The organism is Halonatronum saccharophilum DSM 13868, from assembly GCF_000517025.1.
Classification (GTDB): domain Bacteria; phylum Bacillota; class Halanaerobiia; order Halobacteroidales; family Halobacteroidaceae; genus Halonatronum; species Halonatronum saccharophilum.
Genome location: NZ_KI912096.1, coordinates 33754 through 53541, shown reverse-complemented (window position 1 = coordinate 53541; position 19788 = coordinate 33754). Strand labels below are relative to the sequence as shown.

General features: G+C 31.4%; 15 protein-coding genes. All 15 read right to left on the bottom strand.

Annotated elements, in window-relative coordinates:
* Positions 1 to 9: 9 nt before the first annotated feature.
* Positions 10 to 879 carry a DUF4007 family protein gene (locus HALSAC_RS0110545; RefSeq protein ID WP_035571776.1) on the bottom strand — a complete coding sequence of 290 codons (870 nt, stop codon included), beginning with the start codon at positions 877 to 879 and terminating at the stop codon, positions 10 to 12.
* A gap of 20 nt (positions 880 to 899) precedes the next feature.
* A complete protein-coding gene (locus tag HALSAC_RS15690; protein WP_051412187.1) occupies positions 900 to 2807 on the bottom strand; it encodes a phosphoadenosine phosphosulfate reductase domain-containing protein in 1908 nt (635 codons plus the stop codon).
* A 65-nt stretch (positions 2808 to 2872) separates the two neighbouring features.
* Positions 2873 to 8266, bottom strand: a complete 5394-nt coding sequence (locus tag HALSAC_RS0110535) for a type IV secretion system DNA-binding domain-containing protein (RefSeq protein ID WP_027340232.1) — start codon at positions 8264 to 8266, stop codon at positions 2873 to 2875.
* 13 nt (positions 8267 to 8279) lie between these two features.
* Positions 8280 to 9767 carry a DNA phosphorothioation-dependent restriction protein DptG gene (gene dptG, locus HALSAC_RS0110530; RefSeq protein WP_027340231.1) on the bottom strand — a complete coding sequence of 496 codons (1488 nt, stop codon included), beginning with the start codon at positions 9765 to 9767 and terminating at the stop codon, positions 8280 to 8282.
* A gap of 12 nt (positions 9768 to 9779) precedes the next feature.
* The gene (locus HALSAC_RS0110525; protein ID WP_027340230.1) at positions 9780 to 11660 is read right to left on the bottom strand and encodes a hypothetical protein; all 1881 of its coding nucleotides are present in this window, start codon (positions 11658 to 11660) and stop codon (positions 9780 to 9782) included.
* Positions 11661 to 12067: 407 nt separating this feature from the next.
* Positions 12068 to 12442 carry a hypothetical protein gene (locus HALSAC_RS0110520; protein ID WP_245579464.1) on the bottom strand — a complete coding sequence of 125 codons (375 nt, stop codon included), beginning with the start codon at positions 12440 to 12442 and terminating at the stop codon, positions 12068 to 12070.
* Positions 12443 to 12486: 44 nt separating this feature from the next.
* Positions 12487 to 13005, bottom strand: coding sequence for an N-acetylmuramoyl-L-alanine amidase family protein (locus tag HALSAC_RS0110515; RefSeq protein ID WP_027340228.1), 519 nt, complete (start codon positions 13003 to 13005; stop codon positions 12487 to 12489).
* A gap of 106 nt (positions 13006 to 13111) precedes the next feature.
* Positions 13112 to 13516, bottom strand: coding sequence for a phage holin family protein (locus tag HALSAC_RS0110510; RefSeq protein WP_211231340.1), 405 nt, complete (start codon positions 13514 to 13516; stop codon positions 13112 to 13114).
* 169 nt (positions 13517 to 13685) lie between these two features.
* Entirely contained in the window at positions 13686 to 14051 is a 366-nt protein-coding gene (locus tag HALSAC_RS0110505) for a four helix bundle protein (protein WP_027340226.1), read from the bottom strand.
* A 122-nt stretch (positions 14052 to 14173) separates the two neighbouring features.
* A complete protein-coding gene (locus tag HALSAC_RS0110500; protein ID WP_027340225.1) occupies positions 14174 to 14689 on the bottom strand; it encodes a head-tail connector protein in 516 nt (171 codons plus the stop codon).
* Between the two features lie 247 nt (positions 14690 to 14936).
* The gene (locus HALSAC_RS0110495) at positions 14937 to 15335 is read right to left on the bottom strand and encodes a hypothetical protein (RefSeq protein ID WP_027340224.1); all 399 of its coding nucleotides are present in this window, start codon (positions 15333 to 15335) and stop codon (positions 14937 to 14939) included.
* Between the two features lie 380 nt (positions 15336 to 15715).
* Positions 15716 to 16924 carry a phage major capsid protein gene (locus HALSAC_RS0110490; protein ID WP_027340223.1) on the bottom strand — a complete coding sequence of 403 codons (1209 nt, stop codon included), beginning with the start codon at positions 16922 to 16924 and terminating at the stop codon, positions 15716 to 15718.
* 356 nt (positions 16925 to 17280) lie between these two features.
* The gene (locus HALSAC_RS15685; protein WP_051412186.1) at positions 17281 to 17877 is read right to left on the bottom strand and encodes an HK97 family phage prohead protease; all 597 of its coding nucleotides are present in this window, start codon (positions 17875 to 17877) and stop codon (positions 17281 to 17283) included.
* A gap of 320 nt (positions 17878 to 18197) precedes the next feature.
* A complete protein-coding gene (locus HALSAC_RS0110480; protein ID WP_027340222.1) occupies positions 18198 to 18653 on the bottom strand; it encodes a hypothetical protein in 456 nt (151 codons plus the stop codon).
* A gap of 176 nt (positions 18654 to 18829) precedes the next feature.
* Positions 18830 to 19360 carry a hypothetical protein gene (locus HALSAC_RS0110475; protein WP_027340221.1) on the bottom strand — a complete coding sequence of 177 codons (531 nt, stop codon included), beginning with the start codon at positions 19358 to 19360 and terminating at the stop codon, positions 18830 to 18832.
* Between the last annotated feature and the right edge of the window lie 428 nt (positions 19361 to 19788).

The following is a 19788-nucleotide window of genomic DNA, read 5'->3' as shown; positions in this document are numbered from 1 at the left end:
TCACTTTCCCTATATTGTTTTAGATTTATAGTAATTTTCTAAAATACCTGCTTTAGATTCTACCTTTAACTGAATAGAATTTAGTCCAGCATGCTTATCTAACCTTAAATAATCTAGTTCCTCTAACCTTTCAATATAATCATATAATAAGTTCATATTAAGCTTAAATATTCTACCTATAGAATTTTCTTTATTTAAAAGTTCTTCCACATTAATAGACTTAGTTCCTTCTAAGGAATCTAACAGACAATACAAAAATATTTTTACAGGTAAATTATCTAGATTAGGTCTATTTAATTTATAAGTGTTTTTATCAGTCTTAGTAATTAACTTCAATTCCTTAAAAGGAGATTCTAAAGAATCTTCTGGAGAATTATTTTCTTTTGGATCATATAAGTACATTCTAATTAATGTATTAAAATCTTTTTCTAATGATGAAATAGCAGGAGGTTCTTCTCCATTACGTTCAATATAATTAATTAGTCGATCAATAAATAAGTCCTTATCAAACTCTAAATAATTAAAGTGATTAAAGAACCAATACCAAGTTGTTGCTTCCTCTTTATTCTTACTCAAATTAAAATGCAATAGCCAAAAAGTAGCTACATCTTCAAAAAACTCGTCGTTCTCTAAGATGATTTTAGCTAACTCTTCTTTAACCTGTACTTTTTGCCCACCACTATATTCTTCTATAGTCAAACCGGTAACCTGTAACCAGTATCTTAATGATTTAATCATATTACTACCAATCCCTAATTCATCCATTGCTGCTATTCTTTCAAGAAATATATGACCGTTTTCATCAATTGCATCTAAACCTTTTCTCAGCCATCCAGTTCTAATATGAAAAGTCTCATGCTTAGCAAAACTATAACTCAACTTTAACACCTACCTCATTTCTAATAATCAATCATTGCTTTAGTAACAAGACAACCTCTATGGAAATGTGCTATACATTTCATACAATGAACACATTTTTCTTCATCAATCTGATATTTAAATTCATTTTTAGATCTATCAATTTTATATTCACTCTTTACAGTAATAGCATCATAAGGACAAACATTAATACAAGCTGAACATTCTACACATGATTGATATTTTCTCAGTTGGCATTCAATACGCTGGAATAACAACGGAATATTTTTAGCTTCATCATCTACTATCACCTTAAGTTCTTTATTGCCTTTAATCCCTTGAAGTCTAAATTCAATAGCACCCGTTTTATAATTTAATATATAGACTTCTCCTAATAAAGGGTCCCCTATATCTTTGTTAAGTTCTCCAAAGGGTTTAAAAAATTCATATAAACTATCATCAATTGGGCGATTTAAGTCATAACTCTTCGCATTATCTCCCAACCCACATGGACTTGCTTCTAGAATAGTATCTTTAGTATTTAAACCTTGTCCACCTTGTCTAGCCTTCCATTTTCCAGTATCAATATAAACTTCAGCATCTGGCTTTCCTATTTTTTTAGCAAAATTAACTAAAAAATCTCTCCATTCTTCTGAGCGATTAGACATAAATATCTTACATAAAAACTCAGACCAATCAGAATTATTTGGACAACACCAACAACCCACTCTAGTAAAGCCTAGTCTGTATGCTTGATTAAAGTCGATTCCTCGTGTTAATAAGTAAAGCCACACATCTACATCATGCCAATCAACAATAGGAGATACTACTAGTTGTTGAGATATTTTAGGACTATTAGAGATTTTATCATACTTACTCCTAGATGATGACTCAGATCTTCTAACTCCATAAAAAGTAAGAATTTTTTGTTGCTTAGCTATATCTCTAAACAAAGACCCAATAGGGCCTGTCTTATAAATCGAACAACACCAACTCATAACCCGACTCGGTGGGCCAAACTGCTCTGCTAGCTCATTAAAGGATTGATTTGGCTTATCTACAGGAAGAAAAGGAGGTCTATTAACCTCCTCTTTTATCCTCTCTATATATTCATAAGTAAAAGGAAACTCTAGTGTTGTATCTCCAAAGACATGTAAAATATTTTGAGTCCCCAAAGATCTCCTAACAAGATCAGAAACTACTGTAGAATCTTTTCCTCCACTAAAGGACACTACTCTCATTCTTTGGTCAAATATTTTAGATACTTTTTCAATAAAATCATTAGCATTATTATCTATGTAACTAAAGTGTTCTCTATTAACTTCTATAAAATTAGTAAAATCAACTTTTTTATTATTTCCTTCTATTCTTTCTTTTATCATTTCTATTTTCTCATCTAAATTATCTACTTTATAGATATCACTTATTGCGATATTACTGCTTTTACCATCAATAATATAGCGATTCCCAGATCCATTCCAAATATTCTTTTCAGTATAATCTTCCTCCAAGAGCACACTAAGAAGAATTCTCTCTTCCATAAATACAGGTCTAAGATCACTACTCATATAGTTCACTTTAGAATCACATTTTGGACACCTATAGTGCTTTAAATTCTTTTTATCTTGATTATCTAACTTCATATTCAAATATCTAATAACATAATCTTTAATTTCTTCTGGATACTCTTTGTATTCACTTTCTATCTTTTCCTCAATCTTTTTACTTGAGTTCTTGTTGTCTAGCATCTTCTTTATATCTTCTTTTAAAAACATAAATTTATTATATTTACCTTCATTACCATTATGATCGAAAACCCACTCCACAACTTCATCTTCAATATCTAAATATGAATTTCCCTCTGCCCTCTCAGTATAATTACCTGACTTTGACTTGTATTCTTGTAATAATACTGGGGTTTCACATTCCTTACACCAAAATATTTGCATAATAATCACCTATTTCATTATTCAACATAAAAAACAATTATCCTTTAATTCATTCTATCATATCTTTAGTTTTCATAAAAGTATTGAGCTATCATTTTTCCATCGTCAGTAAGAGTATAACCTTTATTACCTAGCTCTAAAAGCCCCATACCAAGTAAATGACTTAATAGTTCTTTCTGTCTAACACTCTGTACTCCAGGAACTTTAGAATCTTCTCTCATTGATTTGTTTTTGAATACTTCAATCAAAATAAGAGCGTGTGGATAGGTCAAGTTATTGATTAAGGCTTGACTATAATGTTTATTAACAAATATAGCTTCAAAAAGACCTAAATCCTTAATAATATCTGTTCGCCCCTCAAATCCAGTTAGTTTCTTAATAGTTTTAACTCTCTTCTCATCTGTGCCATTGCCATGAATAATTTTAGTTTCTAAAGCACCAGAAATTTCACTTGGATAATCATCCGGGAACTGAGAAGATAACCAAACAGCTAACCCATAAGCTCTACACTCTCTTACTAGTGATGTTAACTTTGGTTCATCTAAAAATCTATGAGCTTCATCAAATACAAATATATTATTTATATTTTGAGAATGAGGTAATGTATTTAGATATTGATGTGCACTTACAACCAATATTTTTGCTATTGCATTTTTAACCTCATCATTAGCTATAGAACTTAAATTAAAAACATAAGATCCATCTAGTAAATCAGCTAGAGAAACATCTCTAAATTCTTCTTTAAACATTCCATAACTAAATATAGTATCTAATCTAGCATAAGCTTTCTTGTTTTCTTCTCGTAAAGTAGCTGCAACTTCATTTAATACTGGAAATTTTAAGCTATTATTATACTCCATTGAACCTCCATAAGCATTAATACCATATTTATTATAGACATCTCTTATTATCTCTTTCAATGTTGCCTCTTGCTGGGTTCCCAATCCATATACTGATTTAAGTACACCACTTATGGCTATACTGTGGGATGCTCCATTCAGATAACTTTTCCCTTTAGATTTTTTACATGGTGGAATTAATGGATTATATGGTAAACCTTCAAATTCTAAACTTATATGTTCTAAATCAGATTGTTTTAAAAACTCTTCATCACCAAAATCATTTTTAAAATCAAATATTAGGAGGTTAACTCCTTGCTTTCTTTGCTGTAAAATCATAGACTTTAGTAACTGAGTTTTTCCCCTTCCTGGACTTCCTGTGATCATTACATTCATATTAGACAAATTATCACCTTGGCGTTTTGGATCATAAAATACTAGTTCTTGCGAAGCAGTGCTTTTACGCCCTATAAAAGTTTTGAAATTCTTGTCAATATAATTTGATTTAGAATCTAAAACTAATTCACCTCCATCTAATTCTTTAAATTCTGTTTCAGAATTGATATCTTTATATTTAGTTTTAAGATTGGACTCTATTTCTTGGTTATTCTTATTTGATTTAGCATTTTTATTGCTTTGACTATTTTTATCACCTTTAAACATAACTAATAATTTGTCAAACCTGATATCTGTTTCATCATTTACTATCTCAATAAAATCCTCTTCACTTAATAATAAGTAATCCCTTGTTGCTCTTAACTCTACTCCATCTAATACTTCGTTTGTAGAATTAACATTAATCAGAATCCCTTCTTCAATTTCGATATTTATTTTACCATGATTTAATCCGTCTACTAATAACTTAAGACTCTTAGAAAATTCACTGTCTAAATTATCATTTAAAAATCTGCCTCCGTTATCAAATACCTTATATTTATTCAAATTATAAACTATCCAATTTACAATTTCTTTATTTCTAAAAGAATTTAATTTATCATCTTCAGTTATAAAATATTTTTCTAATCTTCGTTCTGTTTGCTCTAATTGCTCAAACCCCTTACAAATATATCCTAAAGTCTTAGAGTTCTTAACTTCAACCAATCTAATTTGTACTGAAGAATCTATATTATTATTTAGACTCTTAGGAAATGATATAACAGCTAAATCATCGCAATAACGATTATTTTCTGCTTCATCATCAAATCTCATCGCAATATGTTTAGAATAACCTGGGACTACGCCCATTAATTCTTCAATTCCTATAATTATATGCCAATTATCTTCGTCCTCTTGGAGTGATTTTTTTAAAACTCTAAATGCAGCAAGAGTTCCTAATATACCTTTTATTTTATTAAGATTATTGCTGTTACCTAATAAATCTAAAACCCAAAATCCATTTAATAAGTTTAAATCGTTAAATAACCCTTCTAGAGCACCCTCAAGATCTTCAATTGCATTATACTCCTTCAATACATGTTTAAATAATTCAACAAAGGGCTTTTTTTGATTAGTAATAGTAAGAAATTTAACATCTTCATTCCCGCCTTTCTTAACAGAAGAATAATTAGAGTAATCAACTAAGAAAGGTCTTTCTACCTTCTTCATCTTCTCACTATTAAAAATATCAATATCTATTTCTCTATCTAAAAAAGTAACCATAAAAGATTGATTTATCAAGTTATCAGGAATATTTTCCGGAGTTACATTAACTGTTCTCAATCTATGATTGTTAGTTGCTATATTAGCAATGAATGCTTGTGGATAAAAAGCATTAGTAACTTCTAATAAGTTTGCAAAAATACTTTTATCTTTATTTTCTAATGATGACTTATAATTAGAATATGCAGTATAAGTAACATGATTTGCTTTATACTCAGATTTAGTTAATGGATAACAATTAACTCCATTAGCAAAATAAGTATTGAGGTATTTTTCTTCCTGATTAAACATATTCACAGAATTATTATCTACTTCAAAAAGGTCCTTAATAAAAAACAAATGATAAAAATGACTTTTATTCATATCTATATCTTTAAAATTAGTTTTAGAATATGATATCTTATTAATAAAAAATTCTTCAACGAATGTATTAGCTCCTCTTTCAAACAAATCATCTAAAGTACAATAGTTATCTCTTTTACATTCATCATATATCAAACTAATATGAAATCGAGGGATTTCATCTAAATTCCCTCTTTTACTTTTAAAGTGTTTTAAATAACTCTCTATCCCCTCTAAAATAAACCTAGAGTCCCCTGGATTTAAAAAACCAATATGTATTGTCTGGTTATTTGTACTAAATAAATAAGGATAAATATCTGATAGATGCTTAATCTTATTCTTTATAACTGAACTTAAATATTTTTCAACTCCAAAGCTGTTAACTGCACTCTCTGGAGTATAATATAGCCATAAAAATGCAGGACTACTTTGAGCCACATACCAACTATCCTCACCTTGTATATACTTAAAAACTTCCGAGTTGTCAGCATTCTTTAATAATTCAATATTTGCTCCATCATATATATTATGCCAACATAGTAAGTAAAAAGACAGATTAATTGGTGCAAAGGGTGATAATACACGCTTATCTCCAATCTCTATAATATCTACTTTAACCAACTCAGGTATTTCTCTAACTTTTTTCTTAAAAAGTTTTAAATAAGAATTAATTTTATAATGAAGTTCATCCAAAGCTTCTTTTAAGTCAATTTCTCGTCTATCATAAATAGACTTGAAAGATTTTAAAACTTCACTTCGCATCTTTAATACATCATCTGCTTGTGAACTAATACACTCTTTAAACCCTTCATTAATAACTAAATAATATTCATTAGGATTGTTTAATAATAATCTATATAGCTCATTAAGGCTACTTAAATCATATCTTTTCAATAATTCATTAAATTTTTCATCTACTTCACAGTTGTATAATTTGTTTTTATAAGTAAATGTAGTATATTCATCAGATTTAAATTTAATATCTGTAATGGTTTCTATTCCTTTTTCAGCTATAAAAGATAGTAAATGCTTATAACTAGAAGGTTCATCTTCTTCTTCTCTAATTATTACCTTTGTAATTTCCTTGCCATTATAAAGTAAATTGTATTTAATTTTATCATCTTCTAGTTCTTCATCTCTAGTTAGTTTACAGTTTTCTTTACTTCTAGATCCTAATTCTCCAACTACCGTACAACTGATGTTTTTTATCTCTTCAGCATTTTTCATAACTAAAGTCGGATATAATTCTCCTTCTTCTAACTCAACCTTTCCCTCAATCTCTGGAATGATAATTTCACTAGCTTCCTCTTGTAAGATGAACTTACCTTTAATTAATGCTTTAGTAATTTTTTTCTTATTTTGATTAACTACTATATTTAATGTTTGAAATTTATTAATATCATCTAATTCTATTTCACATTTTCCACTAATTATTTTCTTTGTTTTTACTTGATCCTTCTTTTGATTATTAAAATAATAATGAACAAAAAACTTATCTTGATCATTAATCTCACCTTTGAGTTTTACTTTTAAACTCCTCAAATTACCTTTATTTATAAACCCCTCTACTTTGTTTTTGTTACTTTTAATTTCTTCATAAATTTTATTATTAGGTTCAACCTCAATTCCCTTTACCTTTGAAGGACCTTTATTCTCAAAAAGGTTCTTCGCTACGCTATAATTTATTTCTTCTATTTCATATAAAGGTGACAAATGCAAACTCTCATTACGTAAAATTTCTTCAATTAAATTTTCATCAATTTCTTCTGGCAAAGAAGCAAAATTTAATTTGTCTAACACTTTCTTCTTGAAGTTCATAGTTACTGGCTCAATCATTTCACTATTAACTTTACAATATAATTTATAGTTATCTTTTATAATATCATTCTCTGATTCTTTTTCGTTCTTTATTGAAAATAATGGTAACCTATATTCTTTAATATAATTATTAAGTGACTTTTTATAACCACTGTTTTTTATCTCATATAGCTTATTTAACCTTTCAATAATATTTAAGCTGTGCAAAAAATTATCGTTAAAGAAAGTTTTAACTAATTCGTTGTACCATTTAGGAGAATTCTCATCTCTTAAATCTCCTTTTAATTTATCTTTGCTAAAAATCTCTTTTAAAATATTACCATCAGAAGCCGTTTGTAAAGTTTCAATAGGATTAATATCAAATATTATAATACAAGTATTATCACTACGAAGTTCTTGGTCATCTCTTAATTTACCAGCAAAACCTCTGTTTCCAATATTGTTTATATTTTCTGTTTTGTTATCAACTAAATAAGGAATTAATCTTAATTCTTCCCCTTCGTGATTATATGTTAATGCATTTATTCCATCCTTCACTTTCTTTTCACGAGCATTATTATCTTCAAATAATTTAATAAAGATTGAATTATAAATTTTACTCTCTAATTGATCAAGATCATAAGAAATAACCCTATTTTCATCTTCACTCATAAAGCCCTTATTATATTCAAACCTTAAAGTTTCTAACAAACCTGAAAAGACCAGAAAATACTCTTTATCTTGTTCTTTAGATAATAAATCTAAACATCTATTCTTGATTTTACTTGCTAAAAAATCATCTAATGGGCTAACCTCTACCACAAAACTTCCCTCCTTAACCTATTGTCTTCTTAACATACTGACTCTCACCAGCATCTGATTTTCTATCTAAATGTCCTAATAAAGAAAGTTGCTTCTCTATACTTTCTTTCTCTCTTTTAGAAGAATACGTAAAACCTCTAATTTGAAGTTCATTCCAAAAATCTTCTAATAACATCTGTTGGTGCTCAGAACCAATAATTATATTTGTTATAAAAGATAAAAATTCTGTATCTAACCTATAATAATTATCTCCTCTCCCCCCAGACCTAAGATAGTTACAACCCATCTTATCTCCAGCTAACTTGTTATAAACTTGAATAGTAGCATTATTAGCACTACGAGATCCTTTAACCTCATAGTACCTTTTATATATTTCATAAATAATATTAAAGATATTATTATCTACTGAATCTAATGAAAAATCTTCAAGATCAACTAGTTCTATCAATTTATCATAACTAGATAACCTTCTATATGTAACTGCAATAAACTCTTTTTGTCTTTCTTTATATAATTTAGAAATATCTCTTGAATTTTCAGGTTCTTTACCATTATTTAAATTTTTATAGGTCTCTATCAATTGATTAAAAGCAATAAACCTATAATATCCTTTAATTAATACATCATTCATTAACATTTTATATTCTTGCTTAATGAATTTAAATTCTCTATTATTGCCTGTAAGAGAAGACTTTGTAATAACTCTACTTTTAAATGGACATTCATTTAAGCCTTTGCACCTAGAACAATAATCCATATCAGCATTTAAAAAATCTTCTTCTTCTTTTTTGATAATATAAAATATCCTTAACATATAGGTAGATAAATGAAAATACATTAAGTTTTGAATCCAATTAATCTTTTCTACACGAGGCAATGATAAATCCAGTATATACTTTAAATCTCTTTGAAATTGTTTAGTTTGATATTTACATTTAAACTTATCTATTTTTTTATTAAGTTCTTTTTCTATTGTCTCTTTAGATTTTAACTTATACATTTCAGTTCCATTTTTTAACTTTCTTACCCCTTCTAATAAAAAACGTTCATAGTAATTTAATCCTTCTTCATTAGCTAATACATCCCATAACTTTTGAATTAATTCATAATTAATTCCTTGGCCATTATAAAAAAAGGTGAGTAGAAACTTACTGCTAAAACCTTTATTTGTCATATTTCGACCACTCTTGCTACTATATGGTCTAAAAGTAGAAGGAATATCTACATGAAAAGGAACAGGGAAAACTCCTTTACGGCCTTGTTGTAAACGAATTAAATAATGATCTATAAAATCATTCTTTAAACCTTTTATATTAGATTCAAATTCTATTTCTTCAAAAATCTTTCTCCATTCATCTTCTTTACCTCTAGCTATCCCAACATCTTCAATATTACTACATAACCCTTTACGAATAAAGAAATATAATATTTTTTCTGGTGCGTCTGCTGAAGTATTCTCTGGATAGTAAAAATCATTAATATACTTATTCCACCTAGCCATACTTGTCCTCCTTTACTTTATCTTCCTAAATTCTACACCTATATCTTTCTCTAATTTATAATACTCATGATTGATTTCATAAAAAATTGAAGTATCTTTATATATTTCTTGTGACATAAGCTTTTTACTTAAAACTTCAAGCTGATTAAACCTCTCTAAGTCAATACTTGAGATATTATATCCACTATTAGCCAAGACAATTAATTCAAATAAATCTAAAGTTACTTCTAAATAATAATTTTCATTAATCATTACTGTAAATTGATTAGGAAAAAAGTCTAACGCTTCTACTACACTACTATCCTGCCAATAAGATTGCACATGGGGTTTTGTATCCATTTTAATTTTTACTTTCCCTAATAGTCTTCCTTTACTTCTTGTAGTAACAGTCTCTAACTGAATAATTCTTTGATCTGATAATTTACTTCCAAAGGTACTTACTAATACACTCCTTATCATCTTTAAAACATTTGTATCGAAACTACTTCTACTTTTATTAAGCATCATTTCTCTTTCAGCTTTTAAACACTTATAAAAAGAATTAAAATAATTAGAATCTAATATTTGAGAAAAATCAGTAACTAATATATCTTGAATTTTACTTTCATCATTATCATTGAAAAAGTATATATATCTGCAAATATTCTTCATTAATTTAGATTTGAAGTTATCTTGACTTCTTATAATTGGTTTAAAGATTAGTTCTAAATTTTCTTTGCTATTTAAACCTTTAATATTAAAATCACTTGCTTTTTCCTTTAATACCTCTAAAAAATGTTCTGAGTTAGAATTAGCTAATATTTTTAATAATTCTAGTTCTTTATTACCTATATATGTAGGGTCAAACTTCTCAATAGAACTCCTAATAAATTTAAAGATAGCATTCTCTGAATTATTATCAAAAATATTATTATAAAATAAAAAGTTAAAATAATCATCCTTATTATTTTTGTTGAAAAAATCACATGGATTATTATAATCTTCTTTTATTCTTGAAGTAGCATTTATATATTTAGGTTCTCCACCTGTTAAAACGATATATATAAAATCCCAAACATTTCTGGGAGTCAAGTGTACTTTATTATAAAGAAAAACTTTAAACAAAATATTCTCTATTTTATCTAATATTTTAGATGATTGAAACGCTACTAAGTTAAAATAAATAGGACATGAATTGCTTTTACAATTATTACATTTATTCATATCTACTAATTCATATATTCTTTCTATCATTTGTCTAAAAAATGATAATTGATTCTTTCCTACACCATTAATATTAGGGTTTACTAAACATCTTAAATCAAAATTAACTACTAGTATATTACTATGAAGTTCCTCATAGTTATCTTTTAAATATCCATCTAGTTTTCTTATATTTAATTCATTGAATATAAAATTCTTTATAAAACAAAACCTCTTATCTTCCTCGCAAACTTTTCTAAACTTTATTGAATTAAAAAATTTTATAGCTATTCCAACATTCATAGCTATGATATAAATCTTTGGGTTGTTTTTTTTATGATCTCTAAGGAAGTTATTAAAAAAACTTATTAACTTTTCATTTAAATTCTGGTTAGGAGAATCAGTTTGAGTAGCATCAGCATTAGCATATATTTTTTCCTTATTAATTCCTTCACCTTTTAAATTATCTTTTAACTTTCTTAAGGCCATCGATTTTCCATCTCCAGCATTTCCAGATAAAATAACTAACTTAGTCTCGTTATCTTCTAAGCCATTTATACAATATTCCTTTAAAAAAGCATCTAATTTTGATTCAATATACATCTTACTTTGTAGACTTGATAACTTTTCTTCTGATACAACAGAGTTTTTTGATGAAGCTTGCAAGGAAAATAACCTACTAATATTATCGATTGAACTTATAGTATCCATTTAACCCCTCCTGATATTAAAATGACTCTTTGTTTATATTACCCATTTTTAGAATAATAATTATGTAAAATAAATTAATGGTAGTACCGGTATGTGTTTTAGATAACCTAATTTAATACCATACACTTCTTAATTTCGTGTTAGATTTTAATAATCCTTCATTTGATGCCATTTAATACTAAAAAATAAATATCATATATGCTCTTCAATTTGACAATCCATCTATATAAAATTCTAAAGGTATTTGATACTAAACAACTAAAATCAACTTATGCTTCATCTTATAATCTTTTACTGTCCAAAAAATAAAAAATAAGGTGCAACTTAAGTCTGCACCCTATTTTTATCCTACTATAATATTAAAGTTGGCTCTTAACTATTGCTTTCCTACACCTTATCCCTTGTAATTAAAACTCCCCACTATATCTTAACCTATACTCCCCACCACCCCTCTCCAACCTCAAACCTTCCTCCCTCTTAACCTTAGCCTTCAACCTATTCTCAACCTTCTGCCTATCCTCATCATCAACCTTATAACCAGCCTTCTCTAATTTCTCCAACACTCCACTCACCAAGTCATTAATAGTCATAAGTGACTTGTTCTCAGGGAACTCCAACAGAATACCATCAATCACATCATCAACCTCAGCCAAGATCACAGCACCCTTCCTAAAATAAGGATCCAACCCAGGCTTCCACCTAACCAACACCATAATCACCAAACTCAACAGAGACAACCACTCAACCAAACTCCCTACCAAATCAATAACCATTTCTAACATCCTATCCCCCCAATTTCTAATAACAAAATTTCCCGCCTTATCCCTTATCCCTTATCCCTTATCCCTTGCACTACTGCCAGCGCTAACTTCAACTGATAATCAGCCGAATTAAGTAACTTCTCCTCATACTCGTTAGTGATAAACCCAACCTCCACCAACACAGCAGGACACCTGGTCCTCCTCAATACATACATATTATCGTTCTCTTTAACAAACCTATCCACCCCCTTAGTAGCCTCAATCAAACTACCCTGAATAGACCGGGCCAACGCCTCACCCTTCTCACTCCCCTTATAATAAAAAGTCTCAATCCCCTGCGCCGAAGGATTAGGTGCTCCATTACAATGAATAGAAATAAAAATATCCTCCTTCTTAGACTCCACCCTCTCAGCCCAAGTAGGAAGATAATCCCCATCCCTAGTCAACCTCACCTCATAACCCAAATGCTCCAACAAAAATCCAACCACCTTAGCCAACTTCAAAGTAATATCCTTCTCACAAGAAAACTCACCGACAGCACCACTATCACTACCCCCATGCCCAGCATCTATGATGATTTTCATTAACTGCTCACCACCTTTAAAGATTTCTTTATTTGATCTCTTTTTTAATTCTTTTATTAGTGTAAATTAGTGTCCATTCGTGGTTAATTAATCTTTTGACTTTGACCTATTTTTGTTTTTCTATTTGCTTAAGTGACTTCTTAAGAGACTCAGGAATCGGCACCCCAGCTTGGCCCAGATTCTCCAAAGCACTAATCCCCTCCTTAGAGATATAAAACCATATCGCCATCTGCCTTACCATTCCACCACTTCCTAAGGCTCCATCTACCAAATGAGCAATCGCTACAGTAAAGAACAATCCCACCTTCCTAGCAATACCACCCCGACCAACATTACTATCCAACTCCTTCAAAACAAAAGCAGACAGCAGTCCCGTAATATAATCAAGAACCACCATCCACAGCAAAACCTCCAAAGCCCCATCATAACCACCCAACCCATAACTTACAAAAGCCCCCAACACACCCACACTATAATGAAAACAATCTACTAACTTATCTAATTTAATCACCTCTTGAGAGCAGAGAATAGAGGCACCTTTGGATTTGGAATCGCACGAGGGGTTTTTGTTCTTTAAAACCCTGAGGGCTAAGGGGTAAGGGATAAGAAAACCTACAATCAAATAAAAAAGAAGACCTAAGTCTTCTTAATGAAAATACAAACTTATATTAATTACTTAACTAATTGCTCATTCTTTGTTTTACAGTTTTTATTGAAGCGGTCAGTATTTTAATTATCTCTTCTAACTCATTTAATAATGACTCCTTCATCTTCACATTCAAATAATCTGTAGCACACAACAACTCAATCCAGTACTCTGTCTCTACAGCCTCTTTTAAAGAGATAGAAAACTTAGAGATAAAATCCCTATCACTCTGACCCTCCAACCCTTCTCTAATGTTGGCCCCAATACTAGTTCCAGATCTCAATACCTGCTTACTTAATACATACTCCTTCTTCTCATCACACAAATACTTATAAAGATTAACCACCCTAACAGCAAACTTAAAAGACTTCTGGTAAGCTGCGCTCTTATCTTTTCTCATAACCTCCACCTCACGAATTGATAGTACAATTATCAATTCCCAGAATGGAAAATTTTATACTATCCCTTATCCCTTATCCCTTATCCCTTATCCCTTATCCCTTATCCCTTATCCCTTATCCCTTAAAAAGAAATTGTTCTATAACTACTAAGCAACTCCTTAAACCCTTCTGGAACCTTAGTAACCTCACTTCTATTATTGTACCAATAAGCAACCAATAACTTAATCACCTGCTTAATATCCTCGGGCACATCATCCGGGCCAACACCAAAGCCAGCCTTATAATCTACATAGATATACCTACTAGGTAAACTTTCTCCCTCAATCTTAAAACCTAACAATCCATATTCCTCTGGCTCCCAAATAACCTCTTGACCATCTTCCAAGTACTTAACTTCAACAACCTCCACTACAGGACGCTTAAGCAAAATCAAAGGTAGCTTAGGGCCAACAAACAACTGCCTCCACCTCTGAGTAAGCAACACCCTCCCAGTCATATTCTCCACAGCACTACTAGCAGCCTTAATATAAGAATGTAGCAACGAATCTTCACTATTATTATCAATCCCCAAATGCTCCTTAACCTCAGCCACACTTACCGCAGTAACCTCCGATGCCTCCAACAACTCCAAAACCACACAATCACCCCCTTTATTTTAAGGTATAAGGTATAGAGGGACTTTTGAAATTAAAATTCCACGGAGAGTTTTTGCTCTTTAAAAACTCTTAAGGGACCTTTGAAATTAAAATTCCACGAATGCTTTATTCTTTTTATAAACTATGAGGGAGAAGGGATAAGAAAACCTTAAAACCAAAAACATAAACCTACTTAACTTTTTATGATTCTAATGCTTTTGAACTTAACTATCCCTTACCCCTTACCCCTTATCCCCTGTCCCTTATCCCTTCAACAACCTCTTCCTTTGTCACCTGCCCCAAATTATCAAACCCCATATCAGATAACTCTTCACTTACCAGTTTAATAAGCTCATCCTTATTCAATCCACTAACACCACTCATCTCCAACAACTTGGCTACCTCTTCTAAATCAGCCACCTTAAACTTCTTCCCATCCAATAACTCCTTAGAATCATCAACTTCCTCATTATCTCCCTTCATCTCACCTGGGCCAACACTCTTATCTTCTTCTGGGCCAACAACCTCCTCAGCCAATTTCCTCCTCTTTAAAACCTTGGCCCTTCTCTCACTAGTCTCAAACTCACTCCCTCTAACTACAAAACCCTCAGCACCTTTAAAAGTGCTAAGGGCCCTCATCCTAATCATAATAACATCACCTCTACTTTCATAAATCTTTAGCTCTTTAATTACTCTATTCTTGCTCTTGACCTTTAACTCTTAATTCTTATTTTTTAATCTTTAATTATTTTGACCTTAATTAGTGTTCATTCGTATCCATTCGTGGTTCCAACGCCCTTGATCTTTAACGACTTTGACCTTTAATTCTTAACTCTTAATCTTTAATTCTTAACTCTTAAATCTTTAATTCTTAATCTTTAATTATTTTGACCTTGATTAGTGTCTATTCGTGTTCATTCGTGGTTTCAAATCCCTTGACCTTAACTATCCCTTATCCCTTATCCCTTATCCCTTATCCCTTATCCCTTATCCCTTACCCCTTATCCCTTATCCCTTACCCCTTATCTTTACTCTGGTTTTTGATCTAATAGCACATGAACAAAACTCTCTGGCAACATAGTAGTCAACGCCACCCTCTCATTAGCCATCAAAGCCGACATATTCCTAATCCCAAAGTCAGCATGTTGGTCTAGCACCTTAATAAAAGCATCTTGCCTATCCCATAAGATAGCACCCATTCCCCAAGCACCAAGGGCAACCTCTCCTGGATTAATCTGAATCGTCTCTACCACAGGAACAGACCAAGTTCTTTTCTGACCTCCCTCAGTCACCTGCACCCAGATATAATGGCCATCAGAGCCCTTAAGTAACTCTATCTCCTCCCAGTCGCTCGGATTGACCACAACTCCCGTTACAGGAAACCCAGTCATTCGGGCAATGGTAATAGCCCTTCTTAAAGCATCTATCTTAGTATCTCCACTCTGCCCCTCAGACCACTTATACTGCTGACGATCTGGATCAGTCAAAATCCCTTGTAGGTTAGGACTGGTACCATCACCATATAAAATCTGTCGCTCATCCTCCTGCTTCAAACCATAGATCAAACGGTTATCAATATAGCCCCTCAACTGCTTAGCATCATCCAAAGCCTGATTAGGAACAGGTATATAGTGAGAAATATCCCTTACATTAACCGATTCCTTAGTAAACTCAATACTCGATTCTGGCGCAGGACTACCTACACCTATAGCACTAGCATTATTGGTATAGCCAACCTCCCTAACATACTCAATCGAGTTACTATCTGTCGTCTGTACATTTAACAGATCTCTAATACTCAACTCCTGCTCTGGTGGCATAATAATATTTGGTACCCTAGTCGGTATTGGGATATCACCTTCACCAGTTAATCCCTTCCTTCCCATAGAGAAGAGACCTTTAAAATGAACTGGATCAGAGCTATCTAAGTTAGACTTTCTCATCCTCTGATAAGACTCCGAATCAACAAAGGCCTGACCAAAACTCTTAACCTCTCCTTGACTAGCAAAGCCCAAGTTTGGTCGGCTCATCTTCTTCTCCAATTCGTTGGCCCGAGACTCCAACTCCTTCATCTCACCACCGATCTCCTTAATTTGGCCCTCCACCTTGGCTATAGAACCGGCTGTCTTAGTAGTAGTCTCACCAAACTCCCTAATCTCCCCCTCCTGCTTCTCCAACAACCTCTGCAAATCCCCAGTCACCTTATCAAACTTACTACTCAAATCCTTAAGTTCCATAATAAATTACCCCCTATAAATTCAACTGTATTTTTATAAACTAATTCAAAACAATTTTTTGCAACAAATCTCTCGAATCCACACCAATCTAAAACAATAAACCTTTAAAAGATTAATTTCTTAATGACCTTGTCTGATCTTAGTCGGCTCTTATCAGATCTTAGTCTGCGTATATGATTTTGACTTTGATCTCTCTTTGTCCCTTATTCTCTATTCTTTGATCTTTCTTCGTAATCCTTAATTTTTAATTGCTCTTAATTCGTGTTAATTCGTGGCTAAAAAGTTCTTGATTTTTAACTATCAATTCTCAATTTTCAACTCTCAACTGCTCTTAACTGTCCCTTATCCCTTATCCTCTATCCCTTATCAACTGCTCTTTCCAACCTTTCCATCGATTCCATCATCTTTGCAACCTCATCTTCTTCCTTAACCTCACTCTTCTCTGATAATCTATCTAAAACATCTACAACCCTATTAAGCACATCCTTCACCCCACAACTACCCTTCACAGAAGTAATCAAAGCCTCATCATTCATGGCCCAAGTAACAGGGCTAAACTCATATAGCTTAACCTCCTTTAAATGCCTAACACCATCCTTCCACTCCTTCTGAACAGTATCATAGCCAATGCTTAACTCATTGATCACCCCATCCTTCATCAGTATCTTTACATCCTTACCCAAAGAAGTATCACTGATTTGGCCTTTGACAAATAGCCCCTTCTTATCCTCACTCATCTCAATTGGCTTCCCAATTGGACTATAAGGATCATGCTGCCAACAGATCTTGATTCTATCTTTTTCATCCTTTAAGGTTTTGCTAAAGGCACCAGCTTGAATCAAATCTCCACCAGCATCCACATTACCAAAGACAGCAGCATAACCAGTAAAGATACCTGTTTCCTGATCAAAATCTTTAAGCTCAAAGGGAACTCTTTTAGTCTTATATTGCACACAAACCACCTCTTATCTTTAATGATCTTGATTTTTAGGTTTCTTATCCCTTATCCCTTATCCTCTATCCCTTGCTCTTCCACCGCCTCCTTTTTATAATGGCAAAGAAAAAAGCCAAAGGCGTTGGCCCGTGACTTCACTTCTTAACTATTAATTTTGTTTTGCTTCTAATCTCTTTATTTTTGCCCTTCATTCTTAATTCTTAATTTTTAACTCTTAATTGAATTTTCTCTTCACCTTAAATTATATCACCTATATTGACTATTTAACTATCATTTTCATCTCAAGATTAATTCAACTTATCCTTAATTCCTAATTTCTTAACCCTTTTCAAGCTTACTTTCTATTAAATCTAATAGCTCCTTCTCCCTTTTCATCTTGCCAAAATCAATTAAACCAAGCCAACGATTCTTAATTTGAATCTGAACCCTACTATCCAACTTTCTAACGATATCAATCTCACTCCATGTAATAAACTTTCCACCATAAAAGATCCCATTACTATATATACGTACCCTGCCAACATGCTCAATAAGTTCAGCTATTAATAATAATTGAAATAATATCGGATGTATTCTACTAGAATTAGAACTCCAAGAAAGATTCAGAAGTGAAAAAACCACAAAGAAACCTATCATAAAAATATTAGAACCAAACTTATTACTAAAAGAGTCTAATTTTTCTCCTCCATATTTCTTAAACTTATAATAATGTCTCAAAAATTTTATTGTATAATAAACTACAAAAACTAATAAAAAGAGATCTAAACCTGCCATTCTTATCACCTTCCTAATAAATAGTACGATTTAATTACCCCTTAAATATCTTTTCTTATTTGATCCTTCTTTTTTAAGGACTCTTTTCCCATTCAATAAAACTGATTCTTTTGATAAATCTTTCTCTATAATTATGCCTTCTTCAATCAACAAATATAATCTATCGAATACTATGTTTAACTTTTTTGTGCTTCTTCTAATAACTCTTTAGATTGCTTAGAAATAGTATTACTTTTCTCTTCTTCAACAGAAATTAAATAACCCCCAAATAATCTGGTACCAATAAAAGTAATTATAAGAAATAATAAATACGCTAATGCTCCCCAGGCTCCTTCGATAACTAAAACAATTATAGCAATAGGTATTGTCCCAACGCCTATAATTGAAGCTCCTATTATAATTCCTATTAATCCCCACATAGAATAGACTATTAAAAAACTCCATACCAAAATCATTAATCCAAAAACATAAGAAGCTAAAACCATAGTTGAACCTGCTATTTTCCTTGCTCTTTTAAATATACAAAGTGGTAATAAAATTATATATGTACATAATAAAGTTATAGTATTAATACTAACAATCCATGGAAATATCCTTGCACTTACCCATGCTTGCCCCACAATAAATAACATTGGAATAATACTTATACCAACTAATATTATCAAACCAATGAAAATATTTTTTATGTTTTCTAAAATTGCTTTCATTTTTTCTCCTTTTTTTAAGTAGATAGTGTACAATATTATGTTGAATAACCTAATCTTAATTAAATGATTCATAGACATATTAATAATTACACCTTTTCTCTTTCTAGATAAAAAAATATATTCCTCCAACATTATCCATAAACATAAAGTTCTTAACTATAAAAACAACCACACACTACTGTAAGGGATTGTCATAGCAGCACAACCACCTGCTATCACAATCCCTATCCTAACGCCTCTCTTCACTCCTTCCTGAGCTCAAAGCTACAACCTACTAGCGTAGGACCTGGTATCTTTGAGCTCTTCCACTCCTTCAGACAGGCTAAGAGCATCTCCCTACAGCAACCCCATTGTCTCCCTCATTCCCTCTCCCCCAAACCCCCTCTCCCTTTAACTCCCTTCCCGGTCAGGCTCGACAAACCACTTCG